The organism is Enterobacter chuandaensis, from assembly GCF_039718975.1.
Classification (GTDB): domain Bacteria; phylum Pseudomonadota; class Gammaproteobacteria; order Enterobacterales; family Enterobacteriaceae; genus Enterobacter; species Enterobacter chuandaensis.
On sequence record NZ_CP097173.1, the window covers coordinates 1,176,910 to 1,196,884 of the forward strand.

General features: G+C 57.3%; 18 protein-coding genes. 10 read left to right on the plus strand and 8 right to left on the minus strand.

Annotated elements, in window-relative coordinates:
• Positions 1-15 precede the first annotated feature (15 nt).
• The 6 genes from MX657_RS05700 to MX657_RS05725 all read left to right on the plus strand — a co-directional run bounded on the left by MX657_RS05700 (position 16) and on the right by MX657_RS05725 (position 6,232).
• Complete coding sequence (locus MX657_RS05700; protein WP_003858972.1) at positions 16-348, plus strand: YbaB/EbfC family nucleoid-associated protein; 333 nt, start codon at positions 16-18, stop codon at positions 346-348.
• Positions 348-953 (plus strand): recombination mediator RecR, encoded by a 606-nt coding sequence (recR, locus tag MX657_RS05705; RefSeq protein ID WP_006809843.1) that lies wholly within the window; start codon positions 348-350, stop codon positions 951-953. The genes MX657_RS05700 and recR overlap by 1 nt, the downstream gene beginning before the upstream one ends.
• Positions 954-1,063: 110 nt before the next feature.
• The gene (gene htpG, locus MX657_RS05710; RefSeq protein ID WP_218728670.1) at positions 1,064-2,938 is read left to right on the plus strand and encodes a molecular chaperone HtpG; all 1,875 of its coding nucleotides are present in this window, start codon (positions 1,064-1,066) and stop codon (positions 2,936-2,938) included.
• A gap of 195 nt (positions 2,939-3,133) precedes the next feature.
• The gene (gene adk / locus MX657_RS05715; protein ID WP_033144797.1) at positions 3,134-3,778 is read left to right on the plus strand and encodes an adenylate kinase; all 645 of its coding nucleotides are present in this window, start codon (positions 3,134-3,136) and stop codon (positions 3,776-3,778) included.
• 124 nt (positions 3,779-3,902) lie between these two features.
• A complete protein-coding gene (hemH, locus tag MX657_RS05720; protein WP_346807635.1) occupies positions 3,903-4,865 on the plus strand; it encodes a ferrochelatase in 963 nt (320 codons plus the stop codon).
• Positions 4,866-4,927: 62 nt separating this feature from the next.
• Positions 4,928-6,232: an inosine/guanosine kinase gene (locus MX657_RS05725; RefSeq protein WP_116341548.1), complete on the plus strand. Its 1,305-nt coding sequence runs from the start codon at positions 4,928-4,930 to the stop codon at positions 6,230-6,232.
• 80 nt (positions 6,233-6,312) lie between these two features.
• Here MX657_RS05725 and ybaL read toward each other — a convergent pair whose 3' ends face one another.
• Together ybaL and MX657_RS05735 are read right to left on the minus strand one after the other, a co-directional pair.
• A complete protein-coding gene (gene ybaL / locus MX657_RS05730) occupies positions 6,313-7,989 on the minus strand; it encodes a YbaL family putative K(+) efflux transporter (protein WP_119915211.1) in 1,677 nt (558 codons plus the stop codon).
• 228 nt (positions 7,990-8,217) lie between these two features.
• Positions 8,218-9,438, minus strand: coding sequence for an MFS transporter (locus MX657_RS05735; RefSeq protein ID WP_080328029.1), 1,221 nt, complete (start codon positions 9,436-9,438; stop codon positions 8,218-8,220).
• Between the two features lie 164 nt (positions 9,439-9,602).
• On the opposite strand from MX657_RS05735, the gene ushA reads away from it, so the two are divergent.
• Positions 9,603-11,255: a bifunctional UDP-sugar hydrolase/5'-nucleotidase UshA gene (gene ushA / locus MX657_RS05740; protein ID WP_218728673.1), complete on the plus strand. Its 1,653-nt coding sequence runs from the start codon at positions 9,603-9,605 to the stop codon at positions 11,253-11,255.
• A gap of 90 nt (positions 11,256-11,345) precedes the next feature.
• Here the strand turns inward: ushA and ybaK are convergent, their stop codons facing one another.
• From ybaK to copA, 3 genes are all read right to left on the minus strand, one after another.
• Positions 11,346-11,825, minus strand: a complete 480-nt coding sequence (ybaK, locus tag MX657_RS05745) for a Cys-tRNA(Pro)/Cys-tRNA(Cys) deacylase YbaK (protein WP_119915209.1) — start codon at positions 11,823-11,825, stop codon at positions 11,346-11,348.
• Between the two features lie 198 nt (positions 11,826-12,023).
• Entirely contained in the window at positions 12,024-12,818 is a 795-nt protein-coding gene (locus tag MX657_RS05750; protein ID WP_080328027.1) for a TraB/GumN family protein, read from the minus strand.
• A 50-nt stretch (positions 12,819-12,868) separates the two neighbouring features.
• A complete protein-coding gene (gene copA, locus MX657_RS05755) occupies positions 12,869-15,367 on the minus strand; it encodes a copper-exporting P-type ATPase CopA (protein ID WP_346807640.1) in 2,499 nt (832 codons plus the stop codon).
• Between the two features lie 108 nt (positions 15,368-15,475).
• Between copA and cueR the strand changes: the two genes are divergently transcribed.
• The gene (cueR, locus tag MX657_RS05760; RefSeq protein ID WP_080328025.1) at positions 15,476-15,886 is read left to right on the plus strand and encodes a Cu(I)-responsive transcriptional regulator; all 411 of its coding nucleotides are present in this window, start codon (positions 15,476-15,478) and stop codon (positions 15,884-15,886) included.
• Here cueR and MX657_RS05765 read toward each other — a convergent pair.
• From MX657_RS05765 to MX657_RS05775, 3 genes are all read right to left on the minus strand, one after another.
• Complete coding sequence (locus tag MX657_RS05765) at positions 15,883-16,335, minus strand: NfeD family protein (RefSeq protein ID WP_080328024.1); 453 nt, start codon at positions 16,333-16,335, stop codon at positions 15,883-15,885. The two genes, cueR and MX657_RS05765, sit on opposite strands and share 4 nt — an antisense overlap.
• On the minus strand, positions 16,332-17,246 hold the full coding sequence (locus MX657_RS05770; protein ID WP_008499312.1) for an SPFH domain-containing protein: 915 nt from the start codon (positions 17,244-17,246) through the stop codon (positions 16,332-16,334). Before MX657_RS05770 ends, MX657_RS05765 begins: the two co-directional genes overlap by 4 nt.
• A 110-nt stretch (positions 17,247-17,356) precedes the next feature.
• Positions 17,357-18,214 carry a hypothetical protein gene (locus MX657_RS05775; RefSeq protein WP_346807643.1) on the minus strand — a complete coding sequence of 286 codons (858 nt, stop codon included), beginning with the start codon at positions 18,212-18,214 and terminating at the stop codon, positions 17,357-17,359.
• Positions 18,215-18,460: 246 nt separating this feature from the next.
• Here MX657_RS05775 and fetA point away from each other — a divergent pair, with 246 nt between their 5' ends.
• The gene (fetA, locus tag MX657_RS05780; protein WP_217480158.1) at positions 18,461-19,132 is read left to right on the plus strand and encodes an iron efflux ABC transporter ATP-binding subunit FetA; all 672 of its coding nucleotides are present in this window, start codon (positions 18,461-18,463) and stop codon (positions 19,130-19,132) included.
• Positions 19,125-19,907 (plus strand): iron efflux ABC transporter permease subunit FetB, encoded by a 783-nt coding sequence (fetB, locus tag MX657_RS05785; RefSeq protein ID WP_333016461.1) that lies wholly within the window; start codon positions 19,125-19,127, stop codon positions 19,905-19,907. The genes fetA and fetB overlap by 8 nt, the downstream gene beginning before the upstream one ends.
• The last annotated feature ends 68 nt before the right edge of the window (positions 19,908-19,975 follow it).

Here is a 19,975-nt window from a genome sequence, read left to right on the forward strand (position 1 = left end):
AGAAGAGAGAAGCCTATGTTTGGTGGAAAAGGCGGTCTGGGTGGCCTGATGAAGCAGGCTCAGCAGATGCAGGAAAAAATGCAGAAGATGCAGGAAGAGATCGCTCAGCTGGAAGTCACGGGTGAATCCGGTGCCGGTCTGGTCAAGGTGACCATCAACGGTGCGCACAACTGCCGTCGCGTTGAAATCGACCCGAGCCTGCTCGAAGACGACAAAGAGATGCTGGAAGATCTGGTTGCAGCCGCGTTTAACGATGCCGCTCGCCGTATCGACGAAACTCAGAAAGAAAAAATGGCCTCTGTTTCCAGCGGTATGCAGCTGCCGCCGGGCTTTAAGATGCCGTTCTGATGCAAACCAGTCCGCTGCTCACGCAGTTAATGGAAGCGCTGCGCTGCCTGCCGGGCGTTGGCCCGAAGTCAGCGCAGCGCATGGCGTTTACGCTATTGCAGCGCGACCGCAGCGGCGGGATGCGCCTGGCGCAGGCTTTAACCCGCGCCATGTCAGAAATTGGTCACTGTGCGGATTGCCGTACCTTTACCGAGCAGGACGTGTGTAACATCTGTACGAACCCGCGTCGTCAGGAAAACGGTCAGATTTGCGTGGTGGAGAGTCCGGCGGACATCTACGCCATCGAACAAACCGGGCAGTTTTCCGGCCGCTACTTTGTGCTGATGGGGCATCTCTCCCCGCTGGACGGCATTGGCCCGGACGATATCGGTCTTGACCGCCTTGAACAGCGTCTTGAGTCCGAAACCATCAAAGAGGTGATCCTCGCCACCAACCCGACGGTGGAAGGGGAGGCAACCGCCAACTACATCGCCGAGCTGTGCGCGCAGTACGGCGTTGACGCCAGCCGCATTGCCCACGGCGTGCCGGTGGGCGGCGAGCTGGAGATGGTCGATGGCACCACGCTGTCGCACTCTCTGGCGGGACGCCACAAGATTATTTTCTGACCAAACGGAGGCTGCACGCGCGGCCTCCGCTTGAAAATTTCCCCCCTTATCCCCATCTCTCTCTCAACGTTTTGAAACCCCATTAAATGGCATTGTTGAGGTCGACTTAGATGAAAGGACAAGAAACCCGTGGTTTCCAGTCAGAAGTAAAACAGCTTCTGCACCTGATGATCCATTCCCTGTATTCCAACAAAGAAATTTTCCTGCGTGAGCTGATTTCCAACGCCTCGGACGCTGCAGACAAGCTGCGCTTCCGCGCGCTGTCTAACCCGGATTTGTACGAAGGCGACGGCGAGCTGCGCGTGCGCGTCTCGTTCAATAAAGAGAACCGCACCCTGACCATCGCCGATAACGGCATCGGGATGAACCGCGACGAGGTGATCGACCACCTCGGCACCATCGCCAAATCCGGCACCAAAGCGTTCCTTGAATCCATGGGTTCTGACCAGGCGAAAGACAGCCAGCTGATCGGCCAGTTCGGCGTCGGTTTCTACTCGGCGTTCATCGTGGCGGACAAAGTCACCGTGCGCACCCGTGCCGCGGGCGACAGCGCCGGGAACGGCGTGCTGTGGGAATCCAAAGGGGAAGGCGAATACACCGTTGATGACATCACCAAAGCGGATCGCGGCACCGAAATCACTCTTCACCTGCGCGAAGGTGAAGACGATTTCCTGAACGACTGGCGCGTGCGCTCCATCATCAGCAAATATTCCGACCACATCGCCCTGCCGGTTGAGATTGAAAAACAGGAAGAGAAAGACGGTGAAACCGTGGTTTCCTGGGAGAAGATCAACAAGGCGCAGGCGCTGTGGACGCGCAACAAGGCTGAAATTAAAGACGATGAGTACAACGAGTTCTACAAGCACATCGCCCACGACTTTACTGACCCGCTGACCTGGAGCCACAACCGTGTGGAAGGTAAGCAGGAGTACACCAGCCTGCTGTACATCCCGGCGCAGGCGCCGTGGGATATGTGGAACCGCGATCACAAGCACGGCCTGAAGCTGTACGTGCAGCGCGTGTTCATCATGGACGACGCCGAGCAGTTCATGCCTAACTACCTGCGCTTTGTGCGCGGTCTGATTGATTCCAACGATCTGCCGCTGAACGTCTCGCGCGAAATTCTGCAGGACAGCACCGTCACCCGTAACCTGCGCAACGCCCTGACCAAACGTGCGCTGCAGATGCTGGAAAAACTGGCGAAAGACGATGCGGAAAAATATCAGACCTTCTGGAAACAGTTCGGCCTGGTGCTGAAAGAAGGCCCGGCGGAAGACACCGCGAACGTTGAAACCATTGCTAAGCTGCTGCGCTTCGCCTCCACGCACACCGACTCCTCCGCGCAGACCGTGTCGCTGGAAGAGTACGTCTCCCGCATGAAAGAAGGGCAGGAGAAGATTTACTACATCACCGCCGACAGCTACGCGGCGGCGAAGAGCAGTCCGCACCTGGAGCTGCTGCGTAAGAAAGGCATCGAAGTACTGCTGCTTTCTGACCGCATCGACGAGTGGATGATGAACTACCTGACCGAGTTCGACGGTAAGGCGTTCCAGTCCGTTGCCAAAGCCGACGAGTCCATCGATAAGCTGGCGGATGAAGTGGACGAAAGCGCGAAAGAAGCCGAGAAGGCGCTGGAGCCGTTTGTTGAGCGCGTGAAAACTCTGCTGGGCGACCGCGTGAAAGAGGTGCGTTTTACGCACCGTCTGACCGACACCCCGGCGATTGTCACCACCGATGCCGACGAAATGAGCACCCAGATGGCGAAACTGTTCGCGGCGGCGGGCCAGGCGATGCCGGAAGTAAAATATATCTTTGAGCTTAATCCGGATCATCCGCTGGTGAAACGCGCGGCGGATACCCAGGACGACGCCCGCTTTGCCGAGTGGGTTGAACTGCTGCTGGATCAGTCCCTGCTGGCCGAGCGCGGTACGCTGGAAGATCCTAACCTGTTCATTAAACGTGTGAATGCGCTGCTGCTGGCGTAATTCAACATCAACCCCTCACCCGACCCTCTCCCCCTTGGGGAGAGGGTTAGGGTGAGGGGAATCAACCGCACCCTCCCAAATTATCTCCCCCCATTAACCGTTTCAGCCTTCCCGCCTTCCTTGAGCCACGCCCGTTCTGGTGGTATTGTTTAGCGCTTTTGAAAAATTGAAACGACATTTGAGGGGATTTTCGCAATGCGTATTATTCTGCTTGGCGCTCCGGGCGCGGGTAAAGGAACTCAGGCTCAGTTCATCATGGAGAAATACGGTATTCCGCAAATCTCCACCGGTGACATGCTGCGCGCCGCTGTAAAATCTGGCTCCGAGCTGGGTAAACAAGCGAAAGACATCATGGACGCAGGCAAGTTGGTAACCGACGAGCTGGTTATCGCGCTGGTTAAAGAGCGCATTGCGCAGGAAGACTGCCGTAACGGTTTCCTGCTGGACGGCTTCCCGCGCACCATTCCTCAGGCTGACGCCATGAAAGAAGCGGGCATCAACGTGGACTACGTGCTGGAGTTCGACGTGCCGGACGAGCTGATCGTTGACCGTATCGTTGGCCGTCGCGTACACGCTGCCTCTGGCCGCGTTTACCACATCAAATTCAACCCGCCTAAGGTTGAAGGCAAAGACGACGTGACCGGCGAAGATCTGACCACCCGTAAAGACGATCAGGAAGAGACCGTGCGTAAACGCCTGGTGGAATACCATCAGATGACTGCGCCGCTGATCGGCTACTACACCAAAGAAGCGCAGGCGGGTAACACCAAATACGCCAAAGTTGACGGCACCAAAGCCGTGGCAGACGTACGTGCAGAGCTGGAAAAAATCCTCGGCTAAGTGCACCTCTCTCACCCGGGCTCCCGGGTGAGAAATATTCTCATCTCACCTATTACAGCAATGGGTTTCGTTTAAACGCATTTCCGCTACAATTGACAGCCTATCAAATGGTTAAGAGGCGTGAATGAGTCAGGCGAAAACCGGCATCCTGCTTGCCAATCTGGGCACTCCAGAAGCACCTACATCAGACGCGGTAAAACGCTACCTGCGACAATTTTTAAGCGACACGCGCGTCGTGGATACGCCAAGACTGCTGTGGTGGCCGCTGCTGCGTGGCGTCATTCTGCCGATTCGTTCTCCGCGCGTCGCCAAACTCTATCAGTCCGTGTGGATGGAAGAGGGCTCGCCGCTGATGGTGTACAGCCGTCGTCAGGAGAAAGCGCTGGCTGCCCGCCTGCCGGATATGCCCGTCGCGCTCGGTATGAGCTACGGTAAACCTTCGCTGGAAAGCGCAGTGGAAAACCTGCTGGCGCAGGGCGTGGACCATATCGTCGTGCTGGCCTTGTATCCGCAGTACTCTTGCTCGACGGTGGCCGCCGTCTGGGACGAGCTGGCGCGTATTCTGAAGACCCGCCGCCGCATTCCGGGCGTGACCTTTATTCGCGATTACGCCGATAACGATCTCTACATCAAGGCGCTTGCAAGCAGCGCCCGCGCGTCGTTTGAGAAGCACGGCGAGCCGGATCTGCTGCTGCTCTCCTATCACGGTATCCCGCAGCGCTTCGCCAACGAAGGGGATGATTACCCGCAGCGCTGCCGCGATACCACCCGCGAGCTGGTCTCCGCCCTCGGCCTGCCGCCGGAGAAAGTGATGATGACCTTCCAGTCGCGCTTTGGCCGCGAGCCGTGGCTGACGCCGTACACCGATGAAACCCTCAAAATGCTGGGGGAGAAGGGCGTGAAGCACATTCAGGTGATGTCGCCGGGCTTCTCGGCAGACTGTCTGGAAACGCTGGAGGAGATCGCGGTGCAAAACCGGGAATTTTTCCTTGAGGCCGGTGGCGAAAAGTACGAATACATTCCGGCGCTTAACGACTCACCTGAGCATATCGACATGATGGTCTCGCTGGTGACGAACAGCCGCTGATCGCACTTCGGGCCGGGTTTGTGCTACCATTCCCGGCCCATATTCTTCGTACAGTTCAGACCATGAAATTTCCCGGTAAACGCAAATCCAAACACTACTTTCCTGTTGATGCTCGCGATCCGCTCCTGCAGCAAATCCAGCCTGAAAATGAAACCAGCGCTGCCTGGGTCGTGGGTATCGACCAGACGCTGGTGGATATTGAAGCGAAAGTGGATGATGCGTTTGTCGCCCGCTACGGTCTGAGCGCCGGACACTCGCTGGTGATTGAAGACGACGTTGCCGAAGCGCTGTACCAGGAGCTGGTGCGCGAAAACCTGATTACCCATCAGTTCGCCGGCGGCACCATCGGCAACACCATGCACAACTACTCGGTGCTGGCAGATGACCGTTCGGTCCTGCTCGGCGTGATGTGCAGCAATATCGAAATCGGTGGCTACGCCTACCGCTACCTGTGCAACACCTCCAGCCGTACCGACCTGAACTATCTCCAGGGCGTTGACGGCCCGATTGGCCGCTGCTTTACGCTGATCGGAGAATCCGGCGAACGTACCTTTGCCATCAGTCCGGGCCACATGAATAAACTGCGCGCGGAAAGCATTCCCGAAGAAGTGATCGCGGGCGCCTCGGCGCTGGTGCTGACGTCGTATCTGGTGCGCTGCAAGCCGGGCGAGCCGATGCCGGAAGCGACCATGAAGGCGATTGAGTACGCCAAAAAGTACGATGTTCCGGTGGTGTTAACCCTGGGCACTAAATTTGTGATTGCCGATAACCCGGAGTGGTGGCAGGCATTCCTGAAGGAGCACGTCTCGATTCTGGCGATGAACGAAGAAGAGGCCGAAGCGTTAACCGGCGAGAGCGATCCGCTGCTGGCTTCTGATAAAGCGCTGGACTGGGTGGACCTGGTGCTTTGCACTGCTGGCCCGGTTGGGCTCTATATGGCAGGCTTTACGGAAGAAGAGAGCAAACGCAAAACCCAGCACCCGCTGCTGCCCGGTGCGATTGCCGAGTTCAACCAGTACGAGTTCAGCCGCGGCATGCGCCACAAAGATTGCGTGAATCCGCTGCGTATCTACTCTCACATCGCGCCTTATATGGGCGGGCCGGAGAAGATCATGAACACCAACGGCGCGGGCGACGGCGCGCTGGCGGCTCTGCTGCACGACATCACCGCTAACGCCTACCACAAAACCAACGTGCCGAACTCCAGCAAGCACAAGTTCAGCTGGCTGACCTATTCGTCGCTGGCGCAGGTGTGTAAGTACGCGAACCGCGTGAGCTATCAGGTGCTGAATCAGCATTCTCCGCGCTTAACGCGCGGTCTGCCGGAACGAGAAGACAGCCTCGAAGAGGCGTACTGGGATCGTTGATTGCTAAAAGAAAACCCCTCACCCTAACCCTCTCCCCCATGGGGAGAGGGCCGGGGTGAGGGGGAACCAGACCGCACAAGCTAGCCCGTCACCCCTTCTTCAACCGGCGGCTTCGTCAGCAGCGTCAGCATGGTGTTCGCAATCTCGCGCTCGCCCATCACTACCTGGTTCGCACCGCGCTCGGTGATGTAGTCCACTTCATCGTCATAATGCGCCCGGGCGATAATCTCGATATTCGGGCACTTCTCACGGGCGGACGCCACAATCTCACCCGCTTCATAGCCGTTAGGTATGGTCAGCAGCAGCCAGCGGGCGCAGTCCAGATGCGCCAGCTCCATGATCTCTTCGTTTGCCGCATTGCCCAGCACCGCACGAATGCCGCGCTCGCGCAGCTCGTCGACGCGGGTGCGCGACGTTTCTATCACCACCAGCGGGATCCCCTGCGCCATCAGCTTCTCACCGAGCAGGCTGCCGACGCGGCCAAAGCCCACCAGCAGGGCGTGATTACAGATATCCACCGGGATCTGCTTCTCTTCTTCCGTTGCCTCTTCCAGCGTCTGCTCTTCGAGGGTTTCGGTCTTCTCGAGGTATTTTTCCAGCAGGGCAAATAATACCGGGTTTAGCATGATGGACAGGATTGCCCCCGCCAGCACCAGATTTTGCCCCGCCTGTGGCAGCAGGTTCAATGCCATGCCCAGACCGGCCAGAATAAAGGCGAACTCACCGATCTGCGCCAGGCTGGCGGCAATCGTCAGCGCCGTACGCGGCGAGTGGCCAAACATCCGTACCAGGAAGAAGGCGGCGAGCGATTTACCAAAGATAATGATTGCCAGCGTGCCCAGCACGGCGAGCGGCTGCTGGATGAGGATCAGCGGGTCGAACAGCATCCCGACGGAGACAAAGAACAGCACCGCGAACGCATCACGCAGCGGCAGAGTATCGTGCGCCGCGCGGTGGCTCAGCTCGGACTCGTTCAGCACCATCCCGGCGAAGAACGCGCCCAGCGCGAAGGAGACGTCGAACAGCTCGACGGCGCCAAAGGCAATGCCCAGCGCCAGCGCAAGGACGGAGAGCGTAAACAGCTCGCGGGAGCCGGTCGCCGCGCTGCGGGACATGATCCACGGCACCAGACGGCGACCCACCAGCATCATGATGGCGATAAATGCCACAACCTTACCGATGGTGATACTCATATCCAGCGCCAGTGAGGCGAAGCCGATGTTGTCTTTTTCCATCATCCCGGCGACGGCAGGCAGCAGCACCAGCGTCAGCACCATCACCAGATCTTCCACAATCAGCCAGCCTATCGCGATCTGTCCGCGCTGGCTGTCTATCAGCTGTCTCTCTTCAAGCGCGCGCAGCAGCACCACGGTACTGGCGGTGGAGAGGCACAGCCCAAAGACGATGCCGGTCATTAATGACCAGCCAAGGAGTGCCGAAAGCGCCATCCCCAGCAGCGTCGCCACCCCTATCTGGGCGATCGCTCCGGGTATGGCGATCGACTTTACCGCCATCAAATCCTTCAGGGAAAAATGCAGGCCGACGCCAAACATCAGCAGAATCACGCCCAGTTCCGCCAGTTCCGGTGCCAGTTTGGTATCCGCTACGAAGCCTGGCGTAAACGGACCCGCCAGTACACCTGCCAGTAAATAACCGACAAGAGGAGAAATACGCAGTTTATTGGCAATCATGCCGAGGATAAAAGCGAGCACAAGTCCACCAACAATGGTGGTGATAAGCGGTGTGGCGTGATGCATTCCGTCTCCTTTCGTTGTGGGTGTTCCTTTTTGGCGAAAACCAAAAACCGAGTAACAGTTTATGACAATTTTCGTGATTATGTTTATGAATAATTGTTGAAGTTTGAATAAAACGGCAATAAGCACTCAAAAAAGCGCATTTTGCTACATTCAGAGGGGAGAGGGGGAGGAGAGCCTTATGGCATCAGGGGGATACGCCGCCAAAGTAAAACTTTGACGGCATGTATATCAGGCTTTATGACGGTTATCAGGCAGGAATATGGTCAACATCCCCAGAAGTGGCAGGAAAGCGCAGATTTTATAGACCAGGAAGATGCTGGTGTGATCCGCAACCATCCCTAACACCGCAGCACCAAGGCCACCCATACCAAAGGCGAAGCCGAAAAAGAGCCCGGAAACCATACCGATACGTCCGGGCAGCAGTTCCTGAGCATAGACCAGGATGGCGGAAAACGCGGATGCGAGGATAAAACCAATTATCACGGTCAAAATCCCGGTCCATTCCAGACTGGCGTAGGGCAAAATAAGGGTAAACGGCGCTACGCCGAGGATAGAGCCCCAAATCACGTATTTACGCCCGATTTTATCGCCAACTGGCCCGCCAATTACCGTTCCTGCGGCCACCGCGAAGAGGAAGGCAAACAGGTGGAACTGCGCGTTTTGTACCGATAATCCGAATTTTTGCATCAGATAAAAGGTGTAATAGCTGCTGATGCTCGCCATATAGAAGTATTTCGAGAAAATCAGCACCAGCAGTACGGATACGGCCAGAATAACCTTGTTACGCGGGAGGGGATTGATAACCTTCGCTACAGGTTTGCCCTTGTTTACACGATGCTGAGCGGCGTACCAGCGGCTGATCTGTGCCAGCACGACAATCGCCAGCAGCGCGGCCAGCACAAACCACGCTACGTTGCCTTTGCCGTACGGGGCGATGATTACCGCTGCCAGCAGCGGGCCGAGGGAGCTGCCGAAGTTACCGCCTACCTGGAAGAGCGACTGCGCCAGCCCGTGACGGCCACCGGAGGCCATACGCGCCACGCGTGAGGATTCCGGATGGAAGACGGACGAACCGGTTCCCACCAGCGCGGCAGCGAGCAGAACCGCTTCAAAACTGCCGGCCATCGCCAGCAGCACCAGCCCGCTTAAGGTAAAGCACATGCCTATCGGCAGCGACCACGGCATCGGGTATTTATCCGTCCAGTAGCCCACCACCGGCTGCAGCAGCGAAGAGGCCAGCTGGAAGGTCAGGGTGATCATCCCGATCTGCACAAAGGTTAATGAGAACTCGGCCTGCAGCAGCGGATAGATTGCCAGAATCAATGACTGGATCATGTCGTTGAGCAGGTGCGAGAGACTGATTGCGCCTAATACTTTAAAGGAAGTGCGCGATTTCGGCGGCGACGCCGGAGCGCCCTGGACGGGCTGGGTTGATTCACTGATTGCCATAAATACCACGTCGATTTGTTATTAGAGATGCAGGGAGTAATTATTATCCGACTAACATACCCGTCCGTGACATTTGAAGAAAGTCGCAATTCTGAAAACTTATTTGTCTATTCTTGTTAGTCACTGTAATTTTTGCCTTTGTCTATTGGTCAGGGAGAGAGAAGATGAAGTTAATGAAGCGGGGCGTCGCGCTGGCGCTTATTGCCGCATGGGGCCTGGCAAGCCTGCCCGCGCAGGCGTATGAAAAAGATAAAACCTATAAAATCACCATCCTGCATACCAACGATCACCACGGTCATTTCTGGCGCAGCGAATACGGCGAATATGGCCTGTCGGCGCAAAAAACGCTGGTGGACGGCATTCGCAAAGAGGTGGCGGCCCAGGGCGGCAGCGTGCTGCTGCTGTCCGGTGGAGATATTAATACCGGCGTACCGGAATCCGATTTACAGGACGCTGAACCCGATTTCCGCGGCATGAATCTAATCGGTTACGACGCGATGGCCGTCGGCAACCACGAGTTTGATAACCCGCTAAGCGTGCTGCGCCAGCAGGAGAAGTGGTCCAAATTCCCGTTCCTCTCCGCCAATATTTATCAGAAAAGCACCGGCGAACGTCTGTTTAAGCCGTGGGCGCTGTTTAAGCGTCAGGATCTCAAAATCGCGGTCATTGGTTTAACCACCGACGACACGGCGAAAATTGGCAACCCTGAGTTCTTCACCGATATCGAATTCCGTAAACCAGCAGACGAAGCGAAGCTGGTGATCCAGGAGCTGCAGCAGAACGAAAAGCCGGACGTGATTATCGCCACTACCCACATGGGGCACTACGACAACGGCGAGCACGGCTCCAATGCGCCCGGCGACGTAGAGATGGCGCGCAGCCTGCCGGCAGGTTCGCTGGCAATGATTGTGGGCGGACACTCGCAGGACCCGGTATGTATGGCGTCGGAGAACAAAAAGCAGGTGGATTACGTGCCGGGCACGCCGTGCGCGCCGGACCGTCAGAACGGGATCTGGATTGTACAGGCGCACGAGTGGGGTAAATACGTGGGGCGGGCGGACTTTGAGTTCCGCAACGGCGAGATGAAGCTGGTGCATTATCAGCTCATCCCGGTCAACCTGAAGAAGAAAGTCACCTACCCGGACGGGAAAAGTGAGCGCGTACTTTACACGCCAGAGATCGCTGAAAACCAGCAGATGCTCTCCCTGCTGACGCCGTTCCAGAATAAAGGCAAGGCGCAGCTGGACGTGAAAATCGGCACGCTGAACGGTCGTCTGGAAGGGGACCGCAGTAAAGTCCGTTTCGTGCAGACCAACATGGGCCACCTGGTGCTGGCCGCGCAAATGGCGCGTACCGGCGCTGACTTTGGCGTTATGAGCGGCGGCGGCATTCGTGACTCTATCGAAGGCGGAAACATCACCTATAAAGACGTGCTCAAAGTGCAGCCGTTCGGCAACGTGGTGGTCTATGCGGATATGAGCGGGAAAGAGGTGATTGACTACCTGACGGCCGTGGCGCAGATGAAGCCGGACTCGGGTGCCTATCCGCAGTTCGCGAACGTCAGCTTTGTGGCGAAGGACGGCAAGCTCAACGATTTGAAAATCAAAGGCGAGCCGGTAGACCCTGCGAAAACCTACCGTCTGGCGACGTTGAGCTTTAACGCCACCGGCGGCGACGGCTATCCGCACATCGATAATAAACCGGGCTACGTAAACACCGGCTTTATCGATGCGGAAGTGCTGAAGCAGTACATCGAGCAGAACTCGCCGATTGACGTGAACGCGTATGAGCCGAAGGGCGAGGTGAGCTGGCAGTAGTGCGGGTGTTTTGCCGGGTGGCGGCTTCGCCTTACCCGGCCTACATTCGAATCGTAGGCCCGGTAAGCGCAGCGCCACCGGGCAATTCTCTCAATCCCGGCGCGCAATATCCGCAAACTTCGCGTCCAGCATTTTCGCCAGATCGCCCGCGGCCAGTTCAATATCCAGCCCGCGTTTACCGCCCGAAATATAGATCGTCTCAAACGCCTGTGAAGGCGCATCAATCAGCGTCGGCAGGCGTTTTTTCTGCCCGAGCGGGCTGATCCCGCCGACCAGGTAGCCCGTGGTGCGTTGCGCAACCATCGGGTCCGCCATATCCACCTTTTTCGCCCCCAGCGCCTTCGCCACTTTTTTGAGATCGAGCTGTCCGGCAACGGGCGTTACCGCCACGGCGAGGTGCTTCATATCGCCGTTCACCGCGACCAGCAGCGTCTTATACACCTGGTCCGCGTTCAGCCCCAGCTTGCGCACCACTTCATCACCAAAGTTGGTTTCATTCGGATCGTGATCGTAGGTATGGATCCGGAAAGAAATGTTGTTTTTTTCGAGTAATTTAACGGCGGGAGTCATAGATATCCTTCTTACGACAGACAATTCATGCAGCCAGCATACGCCTGACGTTTGTCTAAAAAATAGCACCATCTTGCGCAATAGTGTTGGCAGTGATGGTCACTTTGAGCGACAATCGGCTCAGCCGAAGGTCACTTCGGTATAATAAAAACGATGAAATTCCTCTTTGACGGGCCAATAGAGATATTGGCCATTTTTTTATTTCAGCAGCGACGGCAAATTCCCTTCTCCGTACAAATGCAGCGCCCCGACCGCGACCACGTACTCTCCCGCAGGTAACGCATGCAGCGTCTCTCGCCAGGCTTTGTTGCGCGCATTCATCAGCACATCATAAAGCGATTCACTGAACGTGGACGGTAGCGCCAGCTTACCGTCCGCAGGCGGCGCATCCAGCCACCAGCCAATCATGGTTTGCAGCAGACGCGCGTTGGTGTGCCAGTGGGTCAGGGTATCATCCAGCAGCATCAGACCGTCGTCAGGAAGCTGGCGCAGGAGCGCAATCTGGCTGTCCGTCCCTTCCAGCTCGATGATGGGCATACGGCGCGCCCGCGCCACGTTCAGTAGCTGGTAATCAATGCCGTAATCGCCCCTCAGGCCCAGACGCTGCGCCTGCGTGGCCTGTAATACCATCGCGATTTGCCAGAGGGGCAGGGTGTCAATCATGGAGAGTGATACGCCAGTTTCATCCGCGACGCGCGTCAGTTCCGCAAGCTGGGTTTCATCCAGACGTTCCGCCAGCGTGAGAGCGCTTTCGAGCCCGGCAAACGGTGACTCCTGACCCGAAATATCCGCCTCAACGACCAGCGCGTCGGCGCGTTTCAGCCGTTTTATCAGGCCGGGTGGCAGGGGAGACATGTCCTGGGTGCCCATATGGATGCTGCCGACCAGGTGCAGGTGTTGCCCGCCGGGGAGTGAGATATCCAGACCGGGCCAGGCGTAACGGCGAGGAAAGAGGGCGCGAAACGATGTTTTTAGACGATTAAACAGACCCATACGCGCTCCATGACCGGAAAAGTTCATGCTAGCGCGTACGGGTACAAGGTTCAATCCTTCGGTTTAAACCGCAGCAGACGGTTGGCGTTGCTCACTACGGTAATGGAGGAGAGCGCCATCGCCGCACCCGCGACCACCGGGTTCAGCAGGGTTCCGGTCAGCGGCCACAAAATCCCGGCGGCAATCGGAATACCGAGCGAGTTATAGACGAACGCTCCCAGCAGGTTCTGCTTCATGTTGCGCAACGTAGCTTTCGAAATGGCCAGCGCGTCGGCAACGCCCATCAGGCTATGGCGCATCAGCGTAATGGCGGCGGTTTCAATGGCGACATCGCTCCCGCCGCCCATGGCAATCCCCACGTCCGCCTGGGCCAGCGCCGGGGCGTCGTTGATGCCGTCACCCACCATCGCCACCTGGCGACCCTGACTTTGCAGTTTTTTGATGGCGTCCGCTTTACCGTCCGGCAGCACGCCCGCAATGACCTCATCAATTCCGGCCTCTTTCGCGATGGCGTTGGCAGTGGTCGGGTTATCCCCGGTCAGCATCACCAGACGATAGCCCGCGCGGTGCAGGCGCTGTAAGGCATCCACGCTGTCCTGGCGAAGCGGATCGCGCACGGCCAGCAGCGCGGCAGCTTTGCCATCCACCGCCAGCAGAACCGGGGTGGCACCCTGAGACGCCTGCGCTTTCAGCTCGCTTTCAAGCGCGCTGGTATCAACACCGTTTTCATTCAGCAATGCCTGGTTGCCCAGCAGCAGCGCGTGGCCGTCGGCTTCACCGCTGACGCCGAGCCCGCGCAGGGTGCGGAAATTGCTGACCTGCGGCAGGGCTGCATCGCCCGCTTTATCGAGAATGGCGCGGGCCAGCGGGTGGCTGGAGCCCTGCTCCAGCGCGGCGGCGAGACGCAGCGCCTCTTCTTCCGCAATGCCAGTTGTGCTCACGGCCACTACCTGCGGTTTGCCTTCGGTCAGCGTACCGGTTTTATCAAAGACAATTGTATCCAGGGTGCTCGCCCGCTGCAGGGCATCCGCATCACGGATCAGCACGCCAAACTCGGCGGCGCGGCCCACGCCGGAGATGATCGACATCGGCGTCGCCAGGCCGAGGGCACACGGACAGGCGATGATCAGCACCGTGGTGGCGATCACCAGGGTGTAGACAATCTGCGGCGCCGGGCCGAAGAGATACCAGATCGCGGCGCTCAGCAGGGCTATGCCGACCACCACCGGCACAAAAATGGCCGAGATTTTGTCAGCAAGCTGACCAATTTCCGGCTTGCTGCTTTGGGCCTGGCGGACCATGCGGATAATGCGCGAAAGGGTGGTATGGCTGCCGACGGCGCTGGCGCGGAACAGCACGCTGCCGTCCTGCACTACCGTACCCGCATGGACCGCGTCGCCCTGGGATTTTTGCTGGGGGATCGGCTCCCCGGTCAGCATCGCTTCATCCAGCCAGGCGTCGCCCTGGGTGATTTCACCGTCGACGGGCACCCGGTCGCCGGTGGTCAGGCGCAGCGTCATGCCCGGCTGTACCTCCGCCAGCGGGACGCTTTTCTCCCCGTCGTCTGTGACCACGCGAGCCGTTGGCGGGGTTAAATCGAGCAAACGTTCCAGCGCTTTCGAGGAGCGCTGACGCGCGCGCGCTTCCAGCATGTGGCCCAGGTTAATCAGGCCGATAATCATCGCGCTGGCTTCATAATAGAGATGGCGGGCTTCCATCGGGAACCACTGGGGCCAGACGTTCACGCTCATGGAGTACAGCCATGCCGCGCCGGTACCGAGCGCGACCAGGGTATCCATCGTCGCCGTGCGGTTTTTCAGGCTTTTCCAGGCGCTGGTATAAAAATGCCCGCCTGCAAAGACCATGACCGCAAGGGTAATCAGACCAATCACCAGCCACAGCGTGCGGTTGTCTGCGGTGACCATCATGTTGTCACCCATCATGCCCCACACCATCACCGGAATACCCACCAGCAGGGCGACAATCGCCTGCCAGCGGAAGCGCTTCATGGTGGCAATAGCCGTTTCCTGCTGGCGCTCGCGGCGTTCGGCGTCATCTTCGATGGCCTCCGCCCCGTAGCCCGCTTTTTCCACGGCCTGCACTAACTCTGCGGCGGAGGCACTGCCCATCACCAGCGCAGTACGCTCCGCAAGGTTGACCCGTGCCTGCGCGACGCCCGGTACGGCCTGCAAGGCGTTTTGTACCCGTGAGACGCAGCTGGCGCAGCTCATGCCGTTGATCAGCAGCTGTTGGCTGTCATCAATATCATCAGCTGCCGGAAGCTCAGGAGTGGCCGCTGTCAGTGCTTCCGACGGGGATGATGACTCTGCCAGCGGTTTAGCCTTTGGGTGGCTTAACTCCGCCCCGTAACCGGCCTGTTTAATGGTATCAATCAGCGCGTCGGCGCTGGCGCTGCCGGTCACGGCGGCATGATCGATAGTCACGTCAGCGCTTTCCACATCAGGGCGCTGTTCCAGGCTTTCTTTAACGCGTTTGACACAGTGGCCGCAGGAGAGGCCGTCCAGCGTCAGGTCGATAGTGTGAGACATAACAAAACTCCCGTATAATATATTGGTCAGTTGTTGACCGGAGTAACGCTTTTCGCTAACTGTTATGAAGGTTAAACCTTCCATCAAGGGGAAGGTCAAGGGGGAAATGTGAATATCAGTGACGTGGCAAAAAAAACCGGCTTAACCAGCAAGGCAATCCGCTTTTATGAAGAGAAGGGGCTGGTAACGCCACCGCTGCGCAGTGAAAACGGCTACCGCAGCTACACGCAGCTGCATCTCGATGAGCTGACGCTGCTGCGCCAGGCAAGACAGGTGGGGTTTAACCTGGAAGAGTGCGGCGAGCTGGTTAACCTGTTTAACGATCCGAAGCGCCACAGCGCCGACGTGAAAAAACGCACGCTGGAAAAAGTGGCGGAGATTGAACGCCACATCATCGAGCTACAGGCGATGCGCGAACAGCTGCTGCAGCTGGCGGAATCCTGCCCGGGTGATGACAGCGCCGACTGCCCGATTATCGATAATCTTGCCGGCTGCTGTCATCGCAAAACCCACGCTTAGCAGGCTTTCACCCGCAGGGTAATGCCTTCCACCGCAATGACCTCAACCCGCGTGCCGGCGCTGAGGTCGTCATCGGCCACCACGGGCCACGAGCTGTCGCCCACCCGCATGTGCCCGCGCCCGTTCACCAGCGCGCTGTCGAGCGTAAAACGCTTGCCGACAATTTGCTGCCCGCGCTGGTTGAGATGCGCATCGACCGGCTTCTGCGCCTTCACCCGCTTGTTCAGCCAGCGCCACCACAGCCAGGCGGCGACCAGCGTCAGCACGGCAAACAGCGCACCCTGCCACGCCCAGTCCAGAGGAAGGATCCAGACCAGCAGGCCCGTAATGACGGCGGCAACACCGCTCCAGAGCAGGTAGCCGTTGCCGCCAAGCATCTCCGCCGCCAGCAACAAGCCACCGAGGCTTAGCCAGAAGGCATGAGGATGTGCAACGATGAGCTCAATCATTTTTTACGCTCGTTTCCGCTGTCTTTGATCAGTTCGGCGATCCCCGCGATAGAGCCCATCAGGCTGCTGGCATCCAGCGGCATCATCACCACTTTGCTGTTGTTCGCGGAGCCGATCTCTTTCAGCGCATCGGTATATTTTTGTGCGACGAAGTAGTTCACGGCCTGGATATCACCGGCGGCAATCGCCTCGGAGACCATCTGCGTCGCACGGGCTTCCGCTTCTGCGGAACGTTCACGCGCTTCCGCCTGTAAGAACGCGGACTGACGATCGCCCTCCGCTTTCAGGATCTGCGACTGTTTTTCCCCTTCCGCTTTGAGGATCTCCGCCTGACGGACCCCTTCGGCTTCCAGAATATAGGCACGCTTGGTACGCTCGGCCTTCATCTGGGCGTTCATGGAGGCGATCAGCTCCGCCGGTGGACGCACGTCCCGGATCTCAATACGGGTGACTTTGATCCCCCACGGGTTCGTGGCCTCATCAACAATGTGCAGCAGGCGGGTATTGATGCTGTCGCGCTGGGAGAGCATTTCGTCCAGCTCCATCGAGCCGAGCACGGTACGGATGTTGGTCATGGTCAGGTTGACGATCGCCAGCTCCAGGTTGCTCACTTCATACGCCGCTTTCGGCGCATCAATCACCTGAATAAAGCAGACGGCATCAATGGTGACGTTGGCGTTATCTTTGGAGATCACTTCCTGAGAAGGGATATCCAGCACCTGCTCCATCATGTTGATCTTGCGGCCAATCCGGTCCATGAACGGAACAATCAGGCTTAGGCCGGGCTGCAGCGTGTTGGTATAGCGACCGAACCGCTCAACGGTCCACTGGTAACCCTGGGGGACAATCTTGACACCTGCGCCCACAATAACCAGCGCAACAAAAATAAGGACAGGAACAACGATGAGCATAAAAACCTCCTGTTTTGCATGCTTTGATAAGAGAAAAGGCGTGTGTACTGTGCGTAAGTATATCGGTTAACGGGTTAAAATTCGCCCTGCCCGTCGGGTGGGGCAGAGCGTTAGTGGTAGCTGTAGGTAAAATCAGCGATCAGCGCATCCTCACCCGCGTCAGCGATGGCTTTCGACAGGCCGTGGTAGAAGGTCTCCAGCCCGATTTCCTCTACCTGACGCAGCTGCTCGCGGATCGGCGCGCAGAACAGTTCCGCATTGCCCGCGCCCACGCGCTTGTTGTTCGGCGGAAGCTGGCCGGTGATCCCTTTGAACCAGGTGCGTACCGCACCTTTCAGTGAGGTAGGCGCGTCGTTGACGGCATCGTGTCCCGTCAGGATTTGCAGCGTCGGGAACTGGTCAGCAAAGACTGCCGCTTTCATGCGCGTATAAAACTGGCCAAAGAGTTCGAAAGACTGCAGATCGGTGACTTTGGGTTTGGTCGTTTTGCCCTGGACATTACCAGCCTTTTTCGCCGCAGGCTGCGCGGACGGCATCGTATTGAGCTGCAGATCGAACAGCAGGTTAGCGTGTTCGCGTCTTTTATTCACGTCCGGGAAACGCTCGATAAACGCGCGGATAAACTCCGGCGTCATGAGATCGGCAAAATCATGGTTGACCAGCCACTGGCCGCGGGCAAATTCACCGGGAGACTGGAACCAGGCCGGAACCTTGCCGGGTTCGAACTCTTTCACATTCCCTTTGCCGTCGATTTCAACGAAGCGAGTACCGTTATCAAATGCAAAGCGGCAATTCTTGAGCTGAATGACCGGCTTCATTTTCAGCAGGCCTTTAACAAACCGGACAAGCTCCCCGCCAAACACATAAGCCGTAATGGATTCTGAAGCAATAGCGGCAAGAAGCTGATCGATGGTTTTCACGCCGGGTTCAAGTTCAGAAAACTCATAAAAAGTGTGAATATTAGTCATTCTGGTACTTCCTTATTGTGTTGCGGGCAGAGCTTAACACCACTTTAACGAATGTTCTAAACCAGCGATGCGGAAGTGTCGCTAAGGTCACGTCGTAAACTGTAAAGCGAAAGTGTAAAGCATGTCTAATGAATACAGGTTAAACGCAATGGGAAGTCATGACGAAAAAGGGCGCGGCTAAAACGCGTTGTGACGAACGTGCGGCGCGGATTATGCTAATAACGCTCAGGGGGTACTGGAAAAAATATGAACAACGAAAATGCAGTATTGCAGATCAAGGACGTCGGCTTTCGAGTGGGAAACAGCACGATCCTTCAACACGTCGGGTTTAGCCTTTCTCCCGGTGAGTTCAGGCTGATAACGGGGCCATCAGGCTGCGGTAAAAGCACCTTACTGAAAATTGTGGCTTCACTGTTAAGCCCCACGGAGGGAACCATTCTGTTTGAAGGGCAGGATATCGCGATGCTTTCCCCGGAAAGCTATCGTCAGCAGGTCTCTTATTGCGTACAAACGCCAGTGCTTTTTGGCGACTCGGTCTATGACAACCTGATTTTCCCGTGGCAAATCCGCAATAAAACGCCGGAGCCGGAAAAATTCCAGAGCGATCTGGCGCGCTTTGGCCTCGCGCAGGAGACGCTGACCAAATCCATCAATGAACTCTCGGGCGGAGAGAAGCAGCGCGTCTCGCTGATCCGTAATCTGCAGTTTTTACCGAAAGTGTTGTTGCTGGACGAGATTACCAGCGCGCTCGATGACGCCAACAAACGCAACGTCAACGAGATTATTCATCGTTACGCCCGCGAGCAGAAAATCGCCGTGCTCTGGGTGACGCACGACTCAAACGAAATTACCCATGCGGATGACGTGATTACGCTCCAGCCGCACGGCGGGAAAATGCAGGAGGCGGACCGTGGGTGAACACAATATAACCAATGAATCTCTGGCGTTTTCGATGGTGCTGGTGCTGATTGCTATCATCGTCAGCTACCGGGAAAAGCTGGGGCTGGAAAAAGATATTGTCTGGAGCATCTGCCGCGCGGTGATTCAGCTCATCATCGTCGGCTATGTGCTGAAGTATATATTCAACGTTAACCACGCAGTGCTGACGCTGCTGATGGTGCTCTTTATCTGCTTTAACGCGGCGTGGAACGCGCAAAAGCGCAGTAAGTACATTGATAAGGCGTTCATTTCGTCGTTTATCGCGATTACCACCGGGACGGCGCTCACCCTGGCGGTGCTGGTGCTCTCCGGCTCGATTGAGTTTACGCCGATGCAGGTGATCCCTATCTCCGGGATGATTGCGGGGAACGCCATGGTGGCCGTTGGGCTCTGTTATAACAACCTCGGCCAGCGTTTCAGCAGCGAACAGCAACAGTTGCAGGAGAAGTTAAGCCTGGGGGCGACGCCAAAAGTGGCCTCGGCGCGGCTGATCCGCGAGAGCATTCGTTCATCGCTGATCCCAACGGTGGATTCAGCCAAAACGGTGGGGCTGGTGAGCCTGCCTGGCATGATGTCGGGGCTGATTTTTGCCGGTATCGATCCGGTAAAAGCAATTAAGTATCAGATCATGGTGACGTTTATGCTGCTTTCTACGGCAAGCCTGTCAACCATCATTGCCTGTTACCTGACGTATAGGAAGTTCTACAACGCGCGCCACCAGCTGGTGGTGACGCAGTTGAAAAACGTGCGCTGATTGTGCCAGGCGGCACTGCGTTTGCCCGGCCTACGATTCGTGCTTTTGTAGGCCCGGTAAGGCGAAGC